Annotated in this window: 20 protein-coding genes; 2 read left to right on the top strand and 18 right to left on the bottom strand. The window is 36.4% G+C overall.

Annotated features, from left to right (window positions below; genetic code table 11):
* Window positions 1–2: 2 nt before the first annotated feature.
* Window positions 3–137 carry a CPC_1213 family protein gene (locus L323_RS41900; protein WP_020815395.1) on the bottom strand — a complete coding sequence of 45 codons (135 nt, stop codon included), beginning with the start codon at window positions 135–137 and terminating at the stop codon, window positions 3–5.
* A gap of 152 nt (window positions 138–289) precedes the next feature.
* Here L323_RS41900 and L323_RS30185 point away from each other — a divergent pair, with 152 nt between their 5' ends.
* Together L323_RS30185 and L323_RS30180 are read left to right on the top strand one after the other, a co-directional pair.
* Window positions 290–2,737 carry a CoA-disulfide reductase gene (locus tag L323_RS30185; RefSeq protein WP_020815394.1) on the top strand — a complete coding sequence of 816 codons (2,448 nt, stop codon included), beginning with the start codon at window positions 290–292 and terminating at the stop codon, window positions 2,735–2,737.
* Between the two features lie 47 nt (window positions 2,738–2,784).
* The gene (locus tag L323_RS30180) at window positions 2,785–3,075 is read left to right on the top strand and encodes an ArsR/SmtB family transcription factor (RefSeq protein WP_020815393.1); all 291 of its coding nucleotides are present in this window, start codon (window positions 2,785–2,787) and stop codon (window positions 3,073–3,075) included.
* 143 nt (window positions 3,076–3,218) lie between these two features.
* On the opposite strand, the gene L323_RS30175 is transcribed toward L323_RS30180, so the two are convergent.
* The 17 genes from L323_RS30175 to L323_RS30095 form a co-directional block, all read right to left on the bottom strand.
* Window positions 3,219–3,788: a 4'-phosphopantetheinyl transferase family protein gene (locus L323_RS30175; RefSeq protein ID WP_020815392.1), complete on the bottom strand. Its 570-nt coding sequence runs from the start codon at window positions 3,786–3,788 to the stop codon at window positions 3,219–3,221.
* A complete protein-coding gene (locus tag L323_RS30170) occupies window positions 3,778–5,040 on the bottom strand; it encodes a glycosyltransferase (protein WP_020815391.1) in 1,263 nt (420 codons plus the stop codon). Before L323_RS30170 ends, L323_RS30175 begins: the two co-directional genes overlap by 11 nt.
* A 17-nt stretch (window positions 5,041–5,057) precedes the next feature.
* Window positions 5,058–5,489 (bottom strand): acyl-CoA thioesterase, encoded by a 432-nt coding sequence (locus L323_RS30165; protein WP_014314432.1) that lies wholly within the window; start codon window positions 5,487–5,489, stop codon window positions 5,058–5,060.
* 2 nt (window positions 5,490–5,491) lie between these two features.
* Window positions 5,492–6,379: a glycosyltransferase family 2 protein gene (locus L323_RS30160; RefSeq protein ID WP_020815390.1), complete on the bottom strand. Its 888-nt coding sequence runs from the start codon at window positions 6,377–6,379 to the stop codon at window positions 5,492–5,494.
* 9 nt (window positions 6,380–6,388) lie between these two features.
* Window positions 6,389–7,078, bottom strand: a complete 690-nt coding sequence (locus L323_RS30155) for a flavodoxin family protein (RefSeq protein WP_020815389.1) — start codon at window positions 7,076–7,078, stop codon at window positions 6,389–6,391.
* Between the two features lie 11 nt (window positions 7,079–7,089).
* Window positions 7,090–9,528 (bottom strand): beta-ketoacyl-[acyl-carrier-protein] synthase family protein, encoded by a 2,439-nt coding sequence (locus tag L323_RS30150; protein ID WP_020815388.1) that lies wholly within the window; start codon window positions 9,526–9,528, stop codon window positions 7,090–7,092.
* A gap of 38 nt (window positions 9,529–9,566) precedes the next feature.
* Window positions 9,567–10,685: a glycine cleavage T C-terminal barrel domain-containing protein gene (locus L323_RS30145; RefSeq protein WP_020815387.1), complete on the bottom strand. Its 1,119-nt coding sequence runs from the start codon at window positions 10,683–10,685 to the stop codon at window positions 9,567–9,569.
* A gap of 18 nt (window positions 10,686–10,703) precedes the next feature.
* Window positions 10,704–11,588, bottom strand: coding sequence for an ABC transporter permease (locus L323_RS30140; protein WP_020815386.1), 885 nt, complete (start codon window positions 11,586–11,588; stop codon window positions 10,704–10,706).
* On the bottom strand, window positions 11,582–12,502 hold the full coding sequence (locus tag L323_RS30135) for an ABC transporter ATP-binding protein (RefSeq protein ID WP_020815385.1): 921 nt from the start codon (window positions 12,500–12,502) through the stop codon (window positions 11,582–11,584). The genes L323_RS30140 and L323_RS30135 overlap by 7 nt, the downstream gene beginning before the upstream one ends.
* A 36-nt stretch (window positions 12,503–12,538) precedes the next feature.
* A complete protein-coding gene (fabZ, locus tag L323_RS30130) occupies window positions 12,539–13,027 on the bottom strand; it encodes a 3-hydroxyacyl-ACP dehydratase FabZ (protein WP_020815384.1) in 489 nt (162 codons plus the stop codon).
* Between the two features lie 4 nt (window positions 13,028–13,031).
* Complete coding sequence (locus L323_RS30125) at window positions 13,032–13,319, bottom strand: phosphopantetheine-binding protein (protein WP_020815383.1); 288 nt, start codon at window positions 13,317–13,319, stop codon at window positions 13,032–13,034.
* A gap of 51 nt (window positions 13,320–13,370) precedes the next feature.
* Window positions 13,371–14,126: a 3-oxoacyl-[acyl-carrier-protein] reductase gene (gene fabG / locus L323_RS30120; RefSeq protein ID WP_020815382.1), complete on the bottom strand. Its 756-nt coding sequence runs from the start codon at window positions 14,124–14,126 to the stop codon at window positions 13,371–13,373.
* Window positions 14,127–14,140: 14 nt separating this feature from the next.
* Window positions 14,141–15,094, bottom strand: a complete 954-nt coding sequence (locus L323_RS30115) for an ACP S-malonyltransferase (protein ID WP_020815381.1) — start codon at window positions 15,092–15,094, stop codon at window positions 14,141–14,143.
* Window positions 15,095–15,104: 10 nt separating this feature from the next.
* Complete coding sequence (locus L323_RS30110) at window positions 15,105–15,536, bottom strand: acyl-CoA thioesterase (RefSeq protein WP_020815380.1); 432 nt, start codon at window positions 15,534–15,536, stop codon at window positions 15,105–15,107.
* Between the two features lie 331 nt (window positions 15,537–15,867).
* The gene (locus L323_RS30105) at window positions 15,868–16,599 is read right to left on the bottom strand and encodes a flavodoxin family protein (RefSeq protein WP_020815379.1); all 732 of its coding nucleotides are present in this window, start codon (window positions 16,597–16,599) and stop codon (window positions 15,868–15,870) included.
* Window positions 16,600–16,926: 327 nt separating this feature from the next.
* The gene (locus L323_RS30100; protein WP_020815378.1) at window positions 16,927–18,015 is read right to left on the bottom strand and encodes a radical SAM protein; all 1,089 of its coding nucleotides are present in this window, start codon (window positions 18,013–18,015) and stop codon (window positions 16,927–16,929) included.
* Window positions 18,016–18,162: 147 nt separating this feature from the next.
* Window positions 18,163–18,402 carry a hypothetical protein gene (locus tag L323_RS30095; RefSeq protein WP_020815377.1) on the bottom strand — a complete coding sequence of 80 codons (240 nt, stop codon included), beginning with the start codon at window positions 18,400–18,402 and terminating at the stop codon, window positions 18,163–18,165.
* Between the last annotated feature and the right edge of the window lie 47 nt (window positions 18,403–18,449).

The raw sequence follows: 18,449 nt of genomic DNA, 5'->3' as shown, positions 1-18,449 counted from the left end.
ATTTATTCAGATGCCGGAGTCTCCTTACCGAATTTTGCTCTGGCACTTTCCGCTTGGGGATCATGTTTTATATTTTTTGAATGGAAAGCACCGTCTTGCTTCTGCTTATTACTTTTTTTAATTTTCTTATTGCTCATGACATTACACTCCTTATACCTATTTATTAAATCAATATACTTATTTTACCTGTAATTTACTTTTATATTCTTATAATTTATTGACAGAACAGGAACTTATATCGTATTATTTAAATATAATGATATATAAATATTATTGGAGGTCTTAATATATGAGCTTAAAAGTGATAATAGTAGGTGGAGTTGCAGGAGGTGCAAGTGCTGCCGCAAGACTTAGAAGACTTGATGAAAATGCAGAAATCATTCTGTTTGAGAAGGGGCAGCATATATCTTTTGCTAACTGCGGCCTTCCTTATTATGTTGGTGAAGTAATAACCCAAAAAGAGAATCTTATTGTAGTCACCCCCGAAAAAATGAAGCAACGTTTTGGAATAGATGTAAGAGTTAATAGCGAAGTTCTGAGAATAGACCCTTTAAAGAAAATAGTTGAAATTAAAGACCTTTCTGGAAATAGCACATATACAGAGTCCTATGACAAACTTGTGTTATCTCCCGGTGCAGAGCCTATCAGACCGCAGCTTCCCGGAATTAATTCCTCAAGGATTTTTACTTTAAGAAATATTCCTGATACATACAGTATCAAGGACTATGTGGATAAAATGAATCCTCGCAGAGCTGTGGTTGTAGGTGCAGGCTTTATAGGTCTTGAAATGGCAGAGAATCTCCATATGAGGGGAATTAACGTTTCAGTTGTTGAGCTGTCAGACCATGTTATCGGGCCTATGGATTATGACATGGCAGCTATTGTCCATAACCACCTGAGAATGAAAAACGTTGAACTTATATTAAAGGACGCAGTATCAGCCTTTGATGACAACGGAACCCATATAAATGTTAAGCTGGCAAGCGGCAAGTTGATTAAAGCCGATATGGTCATAATGGGTATTGGTGTCCGCCCCGATGTACGTTTGGCAGCAGATGCAAAACTTACAATCGGAAGCTCGGGTGGAATCAGTGTCAATGAGTATCTTCAGACTTCTGACCCTGACATTTATGCTGTGGGAGACGCTGTACAGGTAAAAGATTTTATAAGCCAAAATCCTGCTCTTATTCCTCTGGCAGGGCCTGCAAACAAACAAGGACGAATTGCTGCCGATAATATCTGCGGAGGTAATGAGAAATACGAAGGTACTCAGGGAACCTCTATTGTAAAAGTTTTTGATTTGGCAGTTGCCATTACCGGTAACAGTGAGCGCTTGCTGCAAAGAAACAATATTGAATATGAAAAATCTTTCACTCATTCAGCCTCACATGCAAGCTATTACCCGGGAGGTATCCCCATGTCCATTAAGGTTGTTTTTGAAAAAACCAACGGAAAACTTCTGGGAGCGCAGATTGTAGGATATGACGGCGTAGACAAAAGAATTGATATTCTCTCAACAGCCATAAGAGCCGGAATGACTGTATACGATCTTGAAAAGCTTGAATTAGCCTATGCCCCGCCGTTTTCATCGGCAAAGGACCCTGTGAATGTTGCAGGCTTCACGGCTTCAAACATACTAAAAAATAATTGCAGTATTTTTCATTGGAATGAAGTTGACAGCATAAATAAAGATAACGGGGTATTGTTGGATGTCCGGGAACGTGAGGAATTCCAGCTTGGAACTATAAATGGTGCAGTTAACATTCCTCTGGATGAACTGCGGAGCAGACTCCACGAACTCCCGAAGGACAAAACTATATTTATATTCTGCCAGGTGGGTTTAAGAGGCTATCTTGCAGCAAGAATACTCACTCAAAAGGGTTTCGATGCCAGAAATCTTAGCGGAGGTCTCAAAACATACAGAATGGCTGTTGAGAAGCAGACAAATGAAGGTATATTTGAAAACCAATTGCAGGAGTTGCACTCTTTGGAAGAAAGCCCTTCTTCCGTGATTGAACTTGATGCATGTGGTCTGCAGTGTCCCGGCCCAATTATGAAAGTATTCGACACAATGAAGTCTCTAAATGATAACGATATTATGGAGGTTAAAGCTACAGACCCGGCCTTTCAGGAAGATATAAAAACCTGGTGTAAATCCACAGGTAATGAGCTTCTTGGGGTTAAATTCGAAAACAAAACCTTTATTGCCAAAATAAAAAAAGGAATAAAAGAGGATAATGCAATGGAAGTGCAGTATAAAAACAAGAATAATAAATCTATGATTGTGTTCAGTAACGACCTTGATAAGGCTATAGCGTCTTTTATTATAGCAAACGGAGCAGCCTCAATGGGAAGAAAGGTTACAATGTTTTTTACCTTTTGGGGATTGAATATTCTTAGAAAGCAAAAAAATTCCGCCAGTATAAAAAAAGACTTTATTTCAAGAATGTTTGGTGTTATGATGCCTAAGGGATCAGGTAAATTGTCACTGTCCAAAATGAACATGGCAGGCGTGGGACCAAAAATGATACGTCATCTTATGAATAAAAAGAACATATATTCATTGGAAGAACTTGTTGCTCAGGCACAGAATAACGGAATTGAATTTGTAGCCTGCAATATGTCAATGGATATAATGGGGATTAAAAAAGAAGAACTTATTGACGGAGTTACTATTGGAGGCGTGGCCTCATTCTTGAGTTCTGCCGAAGAATCGGATATGAGTTTGTTTATTTAGGGAATAATTTATATCAGGGCTATGTTTTAAAAAGGGGGATTACAATTTTGATAGATTTAAAAATTTATGAAAAGAAAGCCGATAAAATAAAAGCACTGGCTCATCCTCAAAGGCTGTGTATTGTAAAAGGGTTAATAGAAGGTGGCTGTAATGTAACCAAAATACAGGAATGTCTTGGCCTTCCCCAGTCTACAGTATCACAGCACCTTGCAAAACTAAAGTCGGCAGGTATAATTGACGGAGAGCGAAAGGGGCTTGAAATTTGCTATCGTGTAATTGATGAGGATATTATCGACATTGTAAAAGTCCTTTTAAAAGACGAAATTAAAAACAGCTAGTAGCTGAACCAAAAACGTTTATTCAGTATGCTCTATAGGACTGCATCCGATTTTGCACCGGACTCAGTCCTTTTAGATTGCATTAATTTGTGTATTGTTACAACCGATATATTTTTCCATTTCATTATGACTATTTAATTGATTTAAACTAATACCTGTATCCATTCTACATCAGATTTAATATCTATATAGCATGTTAAAATCATATCTTTATCAACTTGAATACTGACAAATTTCATATGTTTACCATGGACTGTTTCATATAAACTTGCTATTTCAAATTCCTTGGAAACACAACGTGTTTGGTGAACCTTAAAATAACTTTCTTTTCTGGTCCAAGCGATAATTGCGTTTCTTTGCGGATCCGATGAATTAAGTACCGCCAATTGAGAATCCGAGTCAAGATAAAAGCAAATCCGTTTTTTCAAGTCCTCTCTTGTCCAATCCGTTCTTACTTTTTCAATGTCACATCCTATAGGCCGGGGACTTATACCAATGACAACATAACCATTAGAATGGCTTTTGGATATGTGCTCTGTTCTTCCGGTAGGCATGTCCTGCAAATCATTCTCCTTGGAATCCCTTAAATAGTCCTTAAAAGCATACTCACAAAGAATCTGCATATACTTTTTTTCATTCTGCTTTAATTGCTCCAAATTACTTTCATTTAAGGATTTAAACGACATGTAATATATTTTTGTTTTACCCTTCATTAAAATACTCCACTATTTTTGAAGCAGCTATGACACTTGCATTTCTGTTTTCATCTTCATAATAAGGTACAACTAGCTCCTTTAATTTCTTAGCATTATCAATATAAGAATTAGCTGAAATAATTTTATCTATGCTTTTCTTAAAATTTTCTGCATTTAAGTCGCTGACCCTTAAATGAATACAACTGCCGAATTTCTCTATATTTTCAAGGTTATATTGCTGTTCACTAAACATAGGAATTCCTATAAATGGTTTTCCGGCTAAAATAGTTGTGTAAACTGTTCCCTGTCCACCATGTATTATTGATAAGTTTACCCTCTCCGCCATTTCTTTGTGGGGAAAGGCTTTTGCAAAATAGAAATTATCAGGAAAAACCACTGTCTCCTCTTCAGCAAGTATTGATGTTGTTGAGACAAAAATGTCTGCATCTATATCCTTTAACAGCTCTAAGAGTTTTAAAAATATCTTCTTCTCTCCTGATGAACCCATTGAAACGAAGATCTTTTTTCGCCCAACATCATTATAATTAGTTACACTCTCCGGTAAATATATTTTTTCATAATTAAACAAAGGGCCACAAAAGCTATAGTTTTCAGGCAAATCCTTAAAGTCCTGAAATAACTCGGCAATATCTGACATCAGATTAAAGTCCCCGTTGAAAATATCCAAATCGGATTTAAAAGTCTTCAACCCATATTCTTGTGCAACCTTATTCCACACTTTCGATGTCCCGTTATTTTTAAGTGCAAGTGTACTGTAATACCTCGACTGAGTTTTTTTATCTTTAATATTTTTAACATAATCTAAGGGTGTACGTTCAGGCATGCTTGCAAGTCCCAGTTTAAAATATATAGGTGATACTACGGCTGATAATACCCATACTATAGGTATTTTTGTATACTTGCAGGAAAGGGACATTGTTGTACGGTATCCGGTAATCACTATATCAGGGTTAATTCTCTGCAGTAATTCTATTTCCTCAGATACTATAGTTTTTAGCTCAGCTTCGGTACAGTAATCATTTCCATAATCGTCCATATGCATTAACTTATGTATTCTGTCTTCCGAGTACCACATATCGTCTGCTTTCATTTTGAGGTGTATCATATTTTCCTGCAATAAATGTTCATAACACCCTTTTCCAATACTGTATACCTCATAACCCTTCTTTGAGAACACTTTTCCAATAGCAGCCATTCTATGAGTCTCTGCCCAATTATATGCTGCTGATGCAACTAAAACTCTTTTCACAAATAATCAATCCAATTCTATTTTAGGCTTACTAATGCGTTGTCTTCTGAAACTCTCAACACGCATTTTTTTGATTTACTGACCGCTGCATTTTCAGTCCAGCATTTTGCAATCAATTCACCTGTATTTTTGTTATACAATTTTTGTTCAAAATTATATTTTGCAAATATAAAGGGGGGCTTTGTAATACGGGTTTTAACAACTAATTCGTCTTTGAATCTACATGATTTTATGTATTTACATTTCGTATGCAGTGTAATATAAACCGTTTCCTCATCTGCTGCCATACTTGTTAATTTGTACCCGTTCGCTTCGGCATAATCAAATCTGCCCATTTCAAACCAAACAAAATAGCTGGAATTATGAGCTATTTCATAAGGGTCACATTCAACCAACCTAACCTTTATTTCTGTCTCAACCAGTTCATTTTTATTAAATTCCTTAGACATTTTTAATCCTCCAATTCAGCAATATTGTGTTGGTAACCTCTTACATAGCTTTCATATAAAAACAGGGACAGTGCTTGAGGAGACATTCCATAACTGACAAGCTTAAGCATGGATTTCGGTTCCAAACACCCAGCACACAAATCCAAACCATCTAATACAGGGTCCTTATATATTGAGCGGATTATATCAAGATTCTTTTTATATCCTTCTGCTCTGCTTTTGTCAAAATTCTCAGGATGCCATACATGATAACACCTGCTTTTAGTGTCGCACACAATAGGAACTCCTTTTTTCATGATACGGTAAGCAAATTCCGAATCTTCCAAGCCCCATCCTTTAAGATTTTCACAAAATTTCCCCGACTCAAAAAACTCATCCTTATTTATGCACATCGTATGGCTGTAAACCCAGAGCCAAAGAGTTTCAATTTTTTCGTAATTACCACCGAAGAACGAGCATACTTCCTCTCGTTCATCTCTGTCGCACCGGTATCTCCTGACCTCAGTAATTGAGTTTATACATGAATCTTCCGGCAACTTTTTTCGCAAAGCAAAAGAAAGCTTTTTCTCTTCCCTATGTTCAAGCCATGTATTTGAGAGAAAATCCGAAGATAAAATAATATCGCAATCCAGAAATACCAATACACTGCCTTCTGCCTTTTCTGCACCTTCGTTTCTCATCATGGCAAAGGGAAACCTTTCATAGGAACTTACATCGAAAGGTATATGTTTTATTATCATTTCACCTTGATTTAATAATGTATCATTTGCATCTCCAACAATAATAACTTCAAAATCACCAAAAGGCATCTTTTGTTTTTGCAAGCCCTCAAGGCAAAGCTTAATTTGGGTCCCGCGTTGACTATACGGTATGATTATAGAAATTTTCATCTTTTTCCCCTAAAACCCTATATTTCGTGTATCAATCTGTTCACCCATAGCCTGTATGCTTTTCTCAAGGCTTTGTCTGACAGCTTCTGAAAATTCTCCGCATAAAGCAAATTCTTTTCCTGCCAGAGTTACTGTGTTCAAGAAATTCTCAGTAAGTTCCTTATCCTTATTACTAACAGCAAGCGGCTGTGTAGAAAATATCCTCTGGTATCTTTTCCTGCTGATTAACTGCATTTGTGCATCTATGCAGTCCCATACACCGTCAAAGGCAACCTTACAGGTTGATATAACAGCTATATCTTTCGTAGACATATCTTTATATTTATCATCCTGCTCCGCTGGTATATAGATCGGCTTTATCAAAGGAAATGTGCGTTCAAGGAACTTCTGCAGATAACTTGATATGGCAAAAAAATGCATTGGTGTTGCCATAATTATTTTATCAGCGGCAAGGTACTTATCCATAAGGGGTGCCATATCATCTATATTTCTCTTGGTGATAACACATTCTCCCTCACATACATGGGACCAGCAGGCATAACAGCTTCTGCAATGCTGAATATTACATTTTGCAAGATGAACTATATCAATTTGTGGTTCAGGGTCTGCTTCTTCTATCCCGTTAAGAAAACTTCTGACAACATTCATAGTCATACTGCGTTCTTTTCTCGGACTACCATTAAGAACAAAATACTTCATAATATTATCCCCTATGGAACCTTTCCTATAATAACAGTTGTATAAGATCCGCCAAATGATGCTGCACTCACTGCAGCACAATCAATTGTCCCTGTATTTTGGGTACGGTTCAGTAAGCTATCGTATTCTTCTGAAAGTCCGTCAACATTCCCATGGTTTGGAACAGTATTTTTCTCTAATGCATATATGCAGCTCAAAAGTCCATATGAGCCCAGTGAACCCGATGTTGCTCCAATTAAACGAGGAATTGAACGGATAATAGTATCATCATCAAGTGATTTTGCCATAAGCTCCGCTTCCTTCCTATCAACCATCGGAATGCCGTAAGCTGTAGAAGCATAGTAATCAATATGAATATCATCTGCCATTTTACGGGCCAGCTCCACGCCTTCAATCCACTGGGTCCCTTCCGCCTCAAAGCTGCATAAGTCTGCGTTATCTGATGTCATAGAGTATCCGTAAACCTGGGCCAGTATTTTAGCTCCTCTTTGGAGTGCATAATCTTTTCTTTCCAGTACAAAAGCAGTAGAACCAGGTGAAAGAATCATTCCACTTGCATCCTTATCAAATGGTAATTTTCCGTTCTTTGTAAGCAAGCCTAATCTTTCATTTCCTATCTGCAATGCTTCATTCCATTCGTCGGAAGACAGTACTATAACTGCATCTGCTTGATTATTTTTCAGTAATTCAGATGCATATATGAATGCATCAAGCCCGGATACACTTCCGGCCGAAATTGTTGATGTAGGCCCTTTAAGCATATTGGCTATAGAGAAATTTCCGGGGGCCGCATTTAAAACTGTATTGGGAAAGTTGTTGGGGTCAATGCTGTTTAATCCGCCTGTAATCATTTTTCTGCTGACATTTTCAATTGTTTCAAGAGGCCCTGTACCAGTACCGTATAAGACACCAATACGTGTACAATTCTGTGGTGTTACTTTCAGACCACTGCTATTTAATGCTTGTTTTCCGCTAGTCATGGCCATTTTAGTAACTGTATCCATCCTGCGTAATGTACTTCCCTTAATATACTTTTTATAATCAACCTCTGGCATTTTTCCTACATATTTTGTATTAAAATCCCTATTTTGGACATCAATTTCTTCTATCCAGTTTGAGCCGTCTTCAAAAGTTTTAAATAATTTTTCTGCTGTTCCACCGCCACTGCCAATACAGCCTATTCCGGTTATGACAATATCACATTCTTTGTTTTGTACGGGTGTTCTTTTAATGTATTTTGAAAGTAAAACAGAACAGTTATTACCTCCAAAGGCATAAGAATTTGAAATTACATTATTTACTTCACAAGGTATGGCCTTGTTTGGAACAAAATTAATCTCATCAATATCTTTAGCTTCTTGAGTATTGAAGTTGACGGTAGGAGGAATTTGATCATTTTCAATTGACATAACAGAAATTGCAATTTCAACAGCTCCTGCCGCACCCATACAATGCCCTAATGCTGCTTTATTGCTCATCAAAGGAATATCTGTATTTTCCTTAACAAAAGCTCTCCATGCCTTTTTTTCTGCACTGTCGTTTGCCAATGTACCGGTGCCGTGTCCGTTTATGTATGTAATATCACCTGTTTCACAAATTCCGTTTTCCTTTGCCGCAGTCATTGATCTGAAAGCACCATTTCCACTTAAATCAGGCGCTGTAGGATGATATGCATCGGCAGTAATACCATATCCCCGAACCTCAGTAATAACTGAAGCCTTTCTCTTTTGAGCATATTCGTCTGACTCGAGTATAAAAAATGCTGCCCCCTCACCCAGATTGATTCCGGTACTTCCGCTGAATGGCCTGCAAGGCTTTGAATCAATTGCTTTCAAGGATGTAAAACCTGCAAAGGAAAACCTTGAAATAGGGTCAACACCACCGGCCAAAACTATATCATACATTCCTCTTTTCAGAAGATCATAGCCTAAGCCAATGGCATTCGCACCGGAGGAACAGGCTGTAGATATAATTATTTTTGAACCATTAAACCCATACTCTTTGGCAAGAATATCTGCAACTGCATGTAATGGATATTGCTTTAGCAGATTACTGTCAGTTTTGTCAATTCCCTGTTCTATCCATTGCTTGTGAAAAACATCAGCACTTCTCATTCCACCGAGGGATGTACCTACAACAATTCCAACCCTTAAAGGATTTATAGTGTTAAAGTCTATATTTGACTGCTTAATACACTCGTCCGCCGCTATTAACGCCAAATTTGAGGCCCTGTCGGGATATAAATCATACTTTTCATAGAAGGGATGTTCAGGAAGCTCCCGGGTTATTACCCCTGATGGGGATGCAAATACGCCATCCTTATATTCAAATTCACAATTTGATATACCTTGTTTACCTGCAAAAACATTTAATCTGTTCTCTTCCTTATCAAGACCCATTGCAGAAACAATTCCATAACCTGTGATAACAATCTGATTTTTTGGTTTCATATGGTTAATTATACCTTTCTATGTATTTGAAAAAATGATTATTCCATTTTTTGATCCCAGCTCAAAGGACGTATAAATGGACCTGAAATTGTCTGTATATTTTGCAGTACTCCATCTGGGGTTTTTACTTCAAGTGTCAGGCCGGCATTTGCATAAGGATTGTTTAGCAAAGCTATTCCTAAAGGCTTGCAAAGCTTTATTGAGTAAAGAGAATAAACAACATGTCCTATACAAGCTTCGTTCAGATATATTTTGTCGCCTGCCTCATAAGGAATTTGGCTTTCATTTGCTACAAAGCCTACAGCACCTTTCGAATTTGCCGTTTTAAATATTTCCATCATTTTTTCGTATCCGATATAGTCTTCTTTGTCATATTGTATTTGCCATTGCTGAGCAAGTTCAAATATATTTCCGTGTTCGGAGGTTTCTCTTAAAAAATTTGGCTGGTGAACTTCAAGCATTGCAAGTTCAATACATTCCAGTCCGCCTTCATTCACCGGGAAATCCCATTGACCTTCCTCATTCAAAAGTTTATCGTATATATTTAATCCGCCTTCAATTGATGATATTGCAATATATCCGTACTCACTTGAACGACCTGCACGTATAAGAAGGATTTCCTGTCCGCTCCATGAAAATGACATGGAGGCTCTAAGTGCAAGATTTTCAATTTCAACACCAAAAATCTTTTTAACAACTTTCCATGACTTGGGGCCTTCTGTTGATACGATTGCCATTGTATCAAACAAATCTTTTATCTCAATTTCATATTCTGACTCCTTAGCCTGTATAACAAGCCATTCTTTAACATCAGCTGCCTTCTCCCATGGCGAAATCACAATAAAATCATTTTCTCTACGTACTACAAATACATTTCCTACAATTTCAGCCTCTTCATTGAGAAAATAACATTCGCTGACATTTCCTACATTAAGGTATTGTATGTCCTTTGTAGCGAGATTTTCAAGGAACAGCTCAGCTTTATCCCCATGTACTGAAAACAAGCCGTATGTACTGCAATCATAAAACATAGCACCTTCTCTAAGTGCCGTATACTCTTTTTGAAGGTTTCCTAAGGTTTTTACCACTTTCCGATCCTTAACTTCAATAAACTCTGCTCTCTCACTGTACTTATTTTCCAATTTGCTTGTAAACATATAAACCTCCTATAAAAATTATATTTCTTGTTTTTTGCGTCTGAAATTAATAAAAAACAATATTAATGAAATAAGTAAAACTCCTAAGATAAATATGATTGAAATGTATGACCTGATTTCACTTCCATTCCAGACCAGATTCACCCCAAAATCACGGGTGTAACTATCACGCACCGACATTGGAGCATTTTTAAAGCACAAATCAACCGACTCCTGCATAAGTACACGTCTGAAAAGTGAAGCGATATGCCCGAAGGGCAGGAACTTTAATACACTTTGAATGGTTTCTGGTAATGATCCCATAGGCACATAAAGCCCATTTAAAAATCCTATTGTTGTTCCGATTATCAAACTGGCAGATGAATATGCACTGTTTGTTGAAAAGAATGACACCATAAAGCCCATCAATGCAGCACTCATCATAGCAGACAGGCAAATCAGTCCAAGACATTTTAAAATCATTCCGATACTGAAGAAATACCCGGTACCAAAATAAATGTAACCCCCATAAACTGCAAAGGATATAACACTTATGATAGTTCCAACTGTAAATGATGTTATTACACATGAAACAGGATATGTCATTGCTGAAAGGGGGGAACTTTTAAAGTCCATTACAATTCTGTTCTCCCGGTCATTTACCATTGTTCCTAATGCACCTAATGTACTTGTCAGTGTAGTAATGGACAACAGTCCTGCTAAAATCCAGCTATTTATGAGATAGGATAAATCGTCTCCGTTAAGTATGCCATTTGTTTGCTGATTTACGGCATCTACCTGCAACTTTGCTAAAAACAAAATATATAATGCTATCACAATCAGAACTGCCAGCATAGAAAAAAATACAGACGTCCTGTCTCGGAAGTAAAGTTTGGAATTACGATAAATTAGTTTTCTTAACATTCAGCTTCCTCCCTACTTTGTCCTATTGCCTTTAAGAATACATCATCCATATTACCGTGTATCATTTCAAAAGAGGTAATACAACCCTTTAAATCAGCTAATATGTTTATTGCACTTTCAGCAGCCTTGATATTAATCGAAACTACATTCTTGTCCATGCTATAAAGTATCTTTTTTTCGTTTAAATACCGAACCACTTCTTCCTCGGCATCATAAATCTTGAGTAAATCATCGGTGTACTTTTCCTTTAAGTTGTATGGAGTACCTTCAGCAACAATTTGCCCTTGATTTATAATTGTAATTGTATCTGCATTTGCAGCTTCTTCCATGTAATGTGTTGTCAGAAAAACAGTCATTCCTAAGTGCTTTTGCATTTCTCCGATTGTATTCCAAATGGATGTCCTGGTTTTAGGGTCCAGACCTGTTGTAGGCTCATCTAAAAATAATATCTTTGGCTGATTTATCAATGCCCGGGCAATATCCGCCCTTCTTTTTTGTCCTCCGGAAAGCTTTCCATACCTACGGTCCATGAATTCATCACATTCCGTTATTTTAGAGGCCTCGGTTATCCTCTCCTTTAATGCAGAGCCGCTTAAGCCGTAAAATGAGCCTCTTATAGACAGATTCTCTCTTACTGTAAGTAAATTATCCAGAACACTGTTTTGGAACACGACCCCGATATCTTTGCGGATTTTTTGGTCGTCTTTTCCCAGTTCCAACTCATTAATCACAACACTACCTGAATTTTTTGTTATCAACGTTGATAGTATATCTATTGTCGTGGATTTACCGGCTCCATTCGTACCTAAAAAAGCAAACAAACTTCCTTTTTCAACTTCAAAAGATATATTCTTTACAGCTTCAACGGATCCGTAATTTTTTATCAAATTATTTACTTTAATTATTTTTCCCATGAATTAGCCCACCTTTTGTCAATGTTATGGAGTTTATTAGTTTTTTTCTGATACTGAAATCTTTCCTTCTGCAACGATTTCATTATCCACCACAACTTTAGCTTCTATCAAAGAGAGTGAAGCAAATGTAGTTTTTTTCCAAACTTGAATATGTAAAGTATCACCCGGATGAACCGTTTTTTTGAATTTCATTGATTTAATTTCAACAAGATATCCTACATGCTCTGCTATTTTCTTAGCAATATCAACCTCACTCAGGTTATTTGCCGAAGCGTCCTGTTTCATTGACTCCATAAATTCAGCACAGTACATTACAGCAGTTACCTGTGCTATAGATTCGACAATAAGAACGCCCGGTAATATAGGTTCTGTAGGGAAATGACCTTGAAAGAACGGTTCATCAATAGTCACATTTTTTATACCTAATGCATATTTGCCCGGTTCACACTCAATCACCTTGTCTACAAGTAAAAATGGGGCTTTATGGGGAAGTATCGACATAATTTCTTTGGTCGTAAATTTCATTTATTCAACCCTCGTTTTCCAGTTTTTGAACCTCTATATAGTCTGCCATTGTATTAACAGAACTAAAGATTGTAGTGTTATCATCTGTTACAGATATTTCAAACTTGTCATATATGCCAACAGCCAACTCAAGAGCATCAATTGAGTCCAGTTCCAGACCACGTCCGAAAATTGGTTGATCATTGGTTATAAATTCAGGGTCCATTTCAATATCAAGCTGTTCAACCATCATGCTCTTGATTTCTCTACAAAGTTTTTCTCTTTCTTCTGCTTTCTTATAAATATCATTCATAGTTCATTCTCCTTACCTTAATTTTAATTTTATATAAAAACAAGTTTTGTCTTAATCGATTAAGCCTCCATCCACTGTTAGAACTTTGCCGGTTATGTATTTTGAACGGGATGAAGCCAGAAATGCAACTGCATCTGCAATATCCTGAGGCTCTCCGAAATGCTTGAGAGAAATAAAATCCATATATTTGTCTTTAAGAGATTTACCTCCTGAGTCGTTTGTCATATCTGTTTCAATAAATCCGGGTGCTACAACATTACATCTTATTCCGTATCTGGCATATTCCTTTGCAACTACCTTTGAGAAGGCAATTATGCCTGCCTTGGATGCAGAATAGTTAGCTTGACCCTCTTGTCCCACAATTCCGCTTGTTGATGCAATATTAACTATTACTCCTTTTTTCGCAGAGCACATCATTTTCAATGCCTCCTGCGAAATCCTGAAGCAGCCCAAAAGGTTCGTATCTATAACCTTTTGAAAACTGGCCTCGCTCATCATCATAAGATAACCATCCTTAATTATTCCGGCATTATTTACAAGAATGTCAATATGTCTAAACTGGCTTTTTATTTGCTTGAACATTTGCTTTATTTCATCAGGGTTTTGCATATCTGCCTTAATAATAAGAGCCTGGCGCCCCATTTCTTCTATTTCTTCTTTTAAAGATATAGCCATTTCTTCATTGGAGCGATAATTTATTGCAACATCAACTCCCTGCCTTGCCAATTCCAAGGCAATTGCCCTGCCAATACCTCTTGAAGCACCGGTTACTAATGCTGTGCATCCTTCATCAAATAACTTCCACATATGTACACCTCCATTCATTCCTGGTTTATTTTTTTACTGAGCATCATTACACTTTTTTTATCTTCCGAGCACCAAACCTTTACTTCTTTTGTCAGATTTCTGAACAGCCCCGATAAAGAATGTCCAGGCCCAACTTCAATTATAACAGGGTTCTCAACTTCCAATAATGTATTCATTGTCTGGAGCCACCGAACAGGCTTGTGGCATTGTTCAATCAGCTCGTTTTTTAAATCCTCACCGTTGTTTTTTTCAATATAATAATCACCGGTACAATTTAAGATCACCGGTATTGAGGGCTCTTTAACTGAAATATCATTAACATGATTTCTGAATTCTGGAAGCATTTCATCCATAATAGGAGTATGAAAGGCCTGTCCAACTGGCAGAATTGTTGCTTTGTATTCAACATTTTCCTTAATTTCTTCATAAAATTTTTCTATAGCAGGTTTTGCTCCGCCAACAACTATCTGTTTATTTGAGTTATAAAGAGCTATCTGCAGACAGTCATTTGTAGCTTTTGAAATATCAGAACACATTTGTTCTACATACTCTATAGACATACATGGAGAAGAAACAGCACATAAACGTCCATGCGTTTTCAATTCACTCATTAAGCGGCTTCGCTCTCTGATTAAGCAGCTTGTTTCATACAAATCAAGTACACCTGCGGCAACCAAAGCGCAGTATTGTCCCAAACTGTGTCCCGCTGTTACATCCGGCTTAATTCCAAGGCCGCTTAAGACCTTCACATATGCCATATTCATAGCGAACATGACAATCTGTGTATAATTTGTGAGGCTCAGCTTTTCCTGTGTTGCACTCTCTAAAAAAGATATTACATCAAATTTACACGCTTCAGAAACAGTGTCAAATACCGGTTTAATTTCATTAAGCGAATAACCCTTGATATCTTGAAGCATCTGGGGATTTTGTGCCCCTTGTCCAGGGAAAATGAATATTTTTTTCATATGCTTCATCCTAACTTTCTAAATAATCATTAATCAGTTTTTTAAAATTGTCGTCTAGACTTATAAGTAGTCCGTTCTTTGCTGATAACACCCCTACAGTTGTAGTTGCAACGGCATATTCTTTACCATCCAATTCACCTGTCGCAATATGTTTAAAAACAAGTTTTGCAGCCTTCGGCTTTTCTAGTTTTGTACGCAAAATTAAATGAGTACCCATAGGAATAGGCAGCAAGAATTTGCACTCGGCTTCAAGAACAGGAAATATAATTGAATCCCCTTTCTCTTTAGCCATTTTTTCTACATAAGATGACAATTGCACCTGTTCGGCAATTGCAAACCTGGAATTTTCAAACCATACAAAATACTTGGAATTATAAACTGTTTTAGACGGGTCACATTCATTAAATTCAACGATGTGTTTTTCATGATACCATTTACTCATTTATCCCCTCTCCCAACTTTGAATATTTTATAGAATATTACATTAATTTAGTTGCCTTACAATAGGTCATAAATTCAATCAAATTACACCGGTAGTTTTGGTATTTACATTTTTACAATTTTTTGGAACTTTTACTATAATATTACTAAATATTCCATTATGATTCAATATTATTTTTGTAAATTATTTCAAAGATTTGAATTTTATCAAAATAGACTAAGATATGAGTGTAACAATGAAAAATTTATGTGAATGTGTAATACATAGATATATTAAAACATTAAGAAAAGAGAACATGTCTTGAGAACATAATTTCTGACTGTATTTCTTTTTAAATATTCTTTATATTCCAACTATTATCTGCAAATTTAACAAAAGTTTTTGGTGGACATAATAGGCTATTAAGCTTTTGCTCTGTTTCATCTGAAAAAGATCGATTAAAGGCATATTCTTCACCAGCTTGTTTAACATATAATAAGTATTCATTGATTCTATTACTTAGTTGCTTCTGGGAGAATAATTCTCCTTCAGGGCAAATAATCTTGGTATAATTAGTTCCATACAATATATCAAATTGTTTTATTAATGCTTCATAGTTATTAATGGTCGAGTAGAAACCACAAGTTGAGATTAAGATAATCTCAGCGTGTTTGCTTTTATAGCGAAACGGATGATTACTCCCACCGTCATCACGATTAGTTATATACGGTAATAATAAGGGCAAATTTCTATCAAGCAGTGCCTTAACCTTTGAAGGCATTCCATAGTAATAAAGCGGAAAACTCCAAACAATAATGTTTGCATTTATAATTTTAGACAAAATTTGTGTCATGTCATCATTTATAATACATTTTCCAGGAGTTGAAGTCCAACAACAAAAACAACCTTTACAATGATTAATATTACTGGTGCTTACTACAACCATGTCGATTTTAGCAAATCCCTGATATTTTACCTTAATACCATCTAGAAATGCATTTGTTATTTTAAGCGTATTACTATTTATACCTTTAGGACTCCCATTTATAACAAGGATGTTCACTTTATTATTTTTTTGGTTCATATAATCTGTTCCATTCTACGACATATTTTCTAGTTTTTACATTTATTTGAATAAATATTCAATCTGTGGGGGGTCTCCTTTTGTATATAAAGAAATATATTATCTGTAAATAATATATTTCTTTAATTCTATATTAATGCAATTTTCTAAATTAAAACTATATTCAATTTTTCTTTATACAATATTATAAGCATCAACTATTCCTGTTGATGCTCATGCTCTTTTGTATAATTTTTACATACAACTATGATATTATTTGTGTTTCAAAATAAAAGAAAAGAGCAGCCTCTTCCCATCGCCTGAGTGAATGTGAAAAAACTGAATTTATTATAAACCCGTAAGTGCGTCTACCTCTGCTTTTTTCTCAAATAACAGGCAGCCTCCCTTGTGGTCTCCCAGCAGCAGTCCTTCACTGTCAAGCCTTCCGAACAATGGTGACTTCAAGGCATCCTTAAGGCTTACTTCTCTGAGATTTGTATCTGATTGAGGCGAAAAAGGACATGGCTCTGCCCCACCGCCAGCATTTATATGAAAAAATCCTCTTCCTGCTGCCAAGCAGCCTCCAGTTGCTTTTTCATCTCCCGGAAAGGACAAAAACAAAATGTCCTTGTAATCTGACCGCAACTCTGTAAGCCTTTCTGCCAGTGACTCACGTTCCTTTTCAGTTGGAGCGAGATAATCGGTTCCTTCTTCTGCCGGAACATATTCCACGTAAAAAATGATTTTACATCCCAGATTTGATAGCATATCAATAAAATTTTTACTGGAAACTTCCTCAATATTTTGTGTCGTTACCGTCACAGATGTACCGTAAACTATTCCACTGTCATCCAGCCTGCCCATCACCTCTGACAATGCTTTGTATGTACCCGGTCCCCGCCTTTGGTCAGTTTCCTCCTGATAACCCTCAATGCTTAATACTGGTATCAGATTTCTATTTTTGCTGAACAAGTCTATGTAAAAGTTATCTATAAGTAAACCATTGGTAAATATGGGGAAAATTATATTCTTGCTGTCAGCAGCTTTTACGACAACATCTCTTCTCATCAAAGGCTCTCCTCCGGCCAAAAGTATAAATGAAATCCCCAAATTCTCTGCCTCCCGGAATATTTCATTCCACCGCTCACATGTAATCTGACTGTCCAGTACTTCAGCAGAGCAGGTATGTAGTTCTCTTGCATAGCAGCCACTGCATCTTAAATTGCAGCTTTTAGTTATACTTGCTATCAGGAATGGAGGAATGTGAAGTCCTGCTTTTTCACTTTTCTTTCTCCTGGCTGCTGCTTTTTTTGTAGTGAGCAAATATTTCATTAGAAAAGCTGTTTCCTTGGGATTTTTTAAAGTGGACCTGATGGTTTGGCTCACAATATTCTCTACGGTTTTGCTCATGTAATCGGAAAGACTGCTGCTATCCATAACTTCCTCCTTGACCTTTCATATATAACATTTAGAATTTTATAACAAAATTACTATTAATATATATTTACGTATAAATCACTATTTTGTCTAAAGAGAAATTAAATAAAGGGTAAATCCACACTTTAATGGATATACCCTTTTTCATTAATATACTTTTTTTGTATCATCATCTTTTCGAGATTTTAATTCATGTTCCGTAAGTTCGTCTACATAGGACTTCAAGAGAAATTCTTCTGCTATACAGCTTTGCTTGTAATACCAATCTTTTACAGCTTTCTCAATCTCTTCATCCGTACCGTCAATTTTATAGGGATATACAGCAAGAAGCTGTCTTGTCTCCTTATCCCTTATCCCGACTTTTTCAGCACCTTCGAATCTTCCCATAATAAGTATCCCTTCTTTAAGTTTTTATTTCAACTATTAAATAGGTT

It is taken from the genome of Ruminiclostridium papyrosolvens C7 (assembly GCF_000421965.1).
In the GTDB taxonomy this organism is placed as follows: domain Bacteria; phylum Bacillota; class Clostridia; order Acetivibrionales; family DSM-1351; genus Ruminiclostridium; species Ruminiclostridium papyrosolvens_A.
Note: the sequence above shows the minus strand (reverse complement) of the source record. Positions and strands in the feature narration are given on the sequence as shown.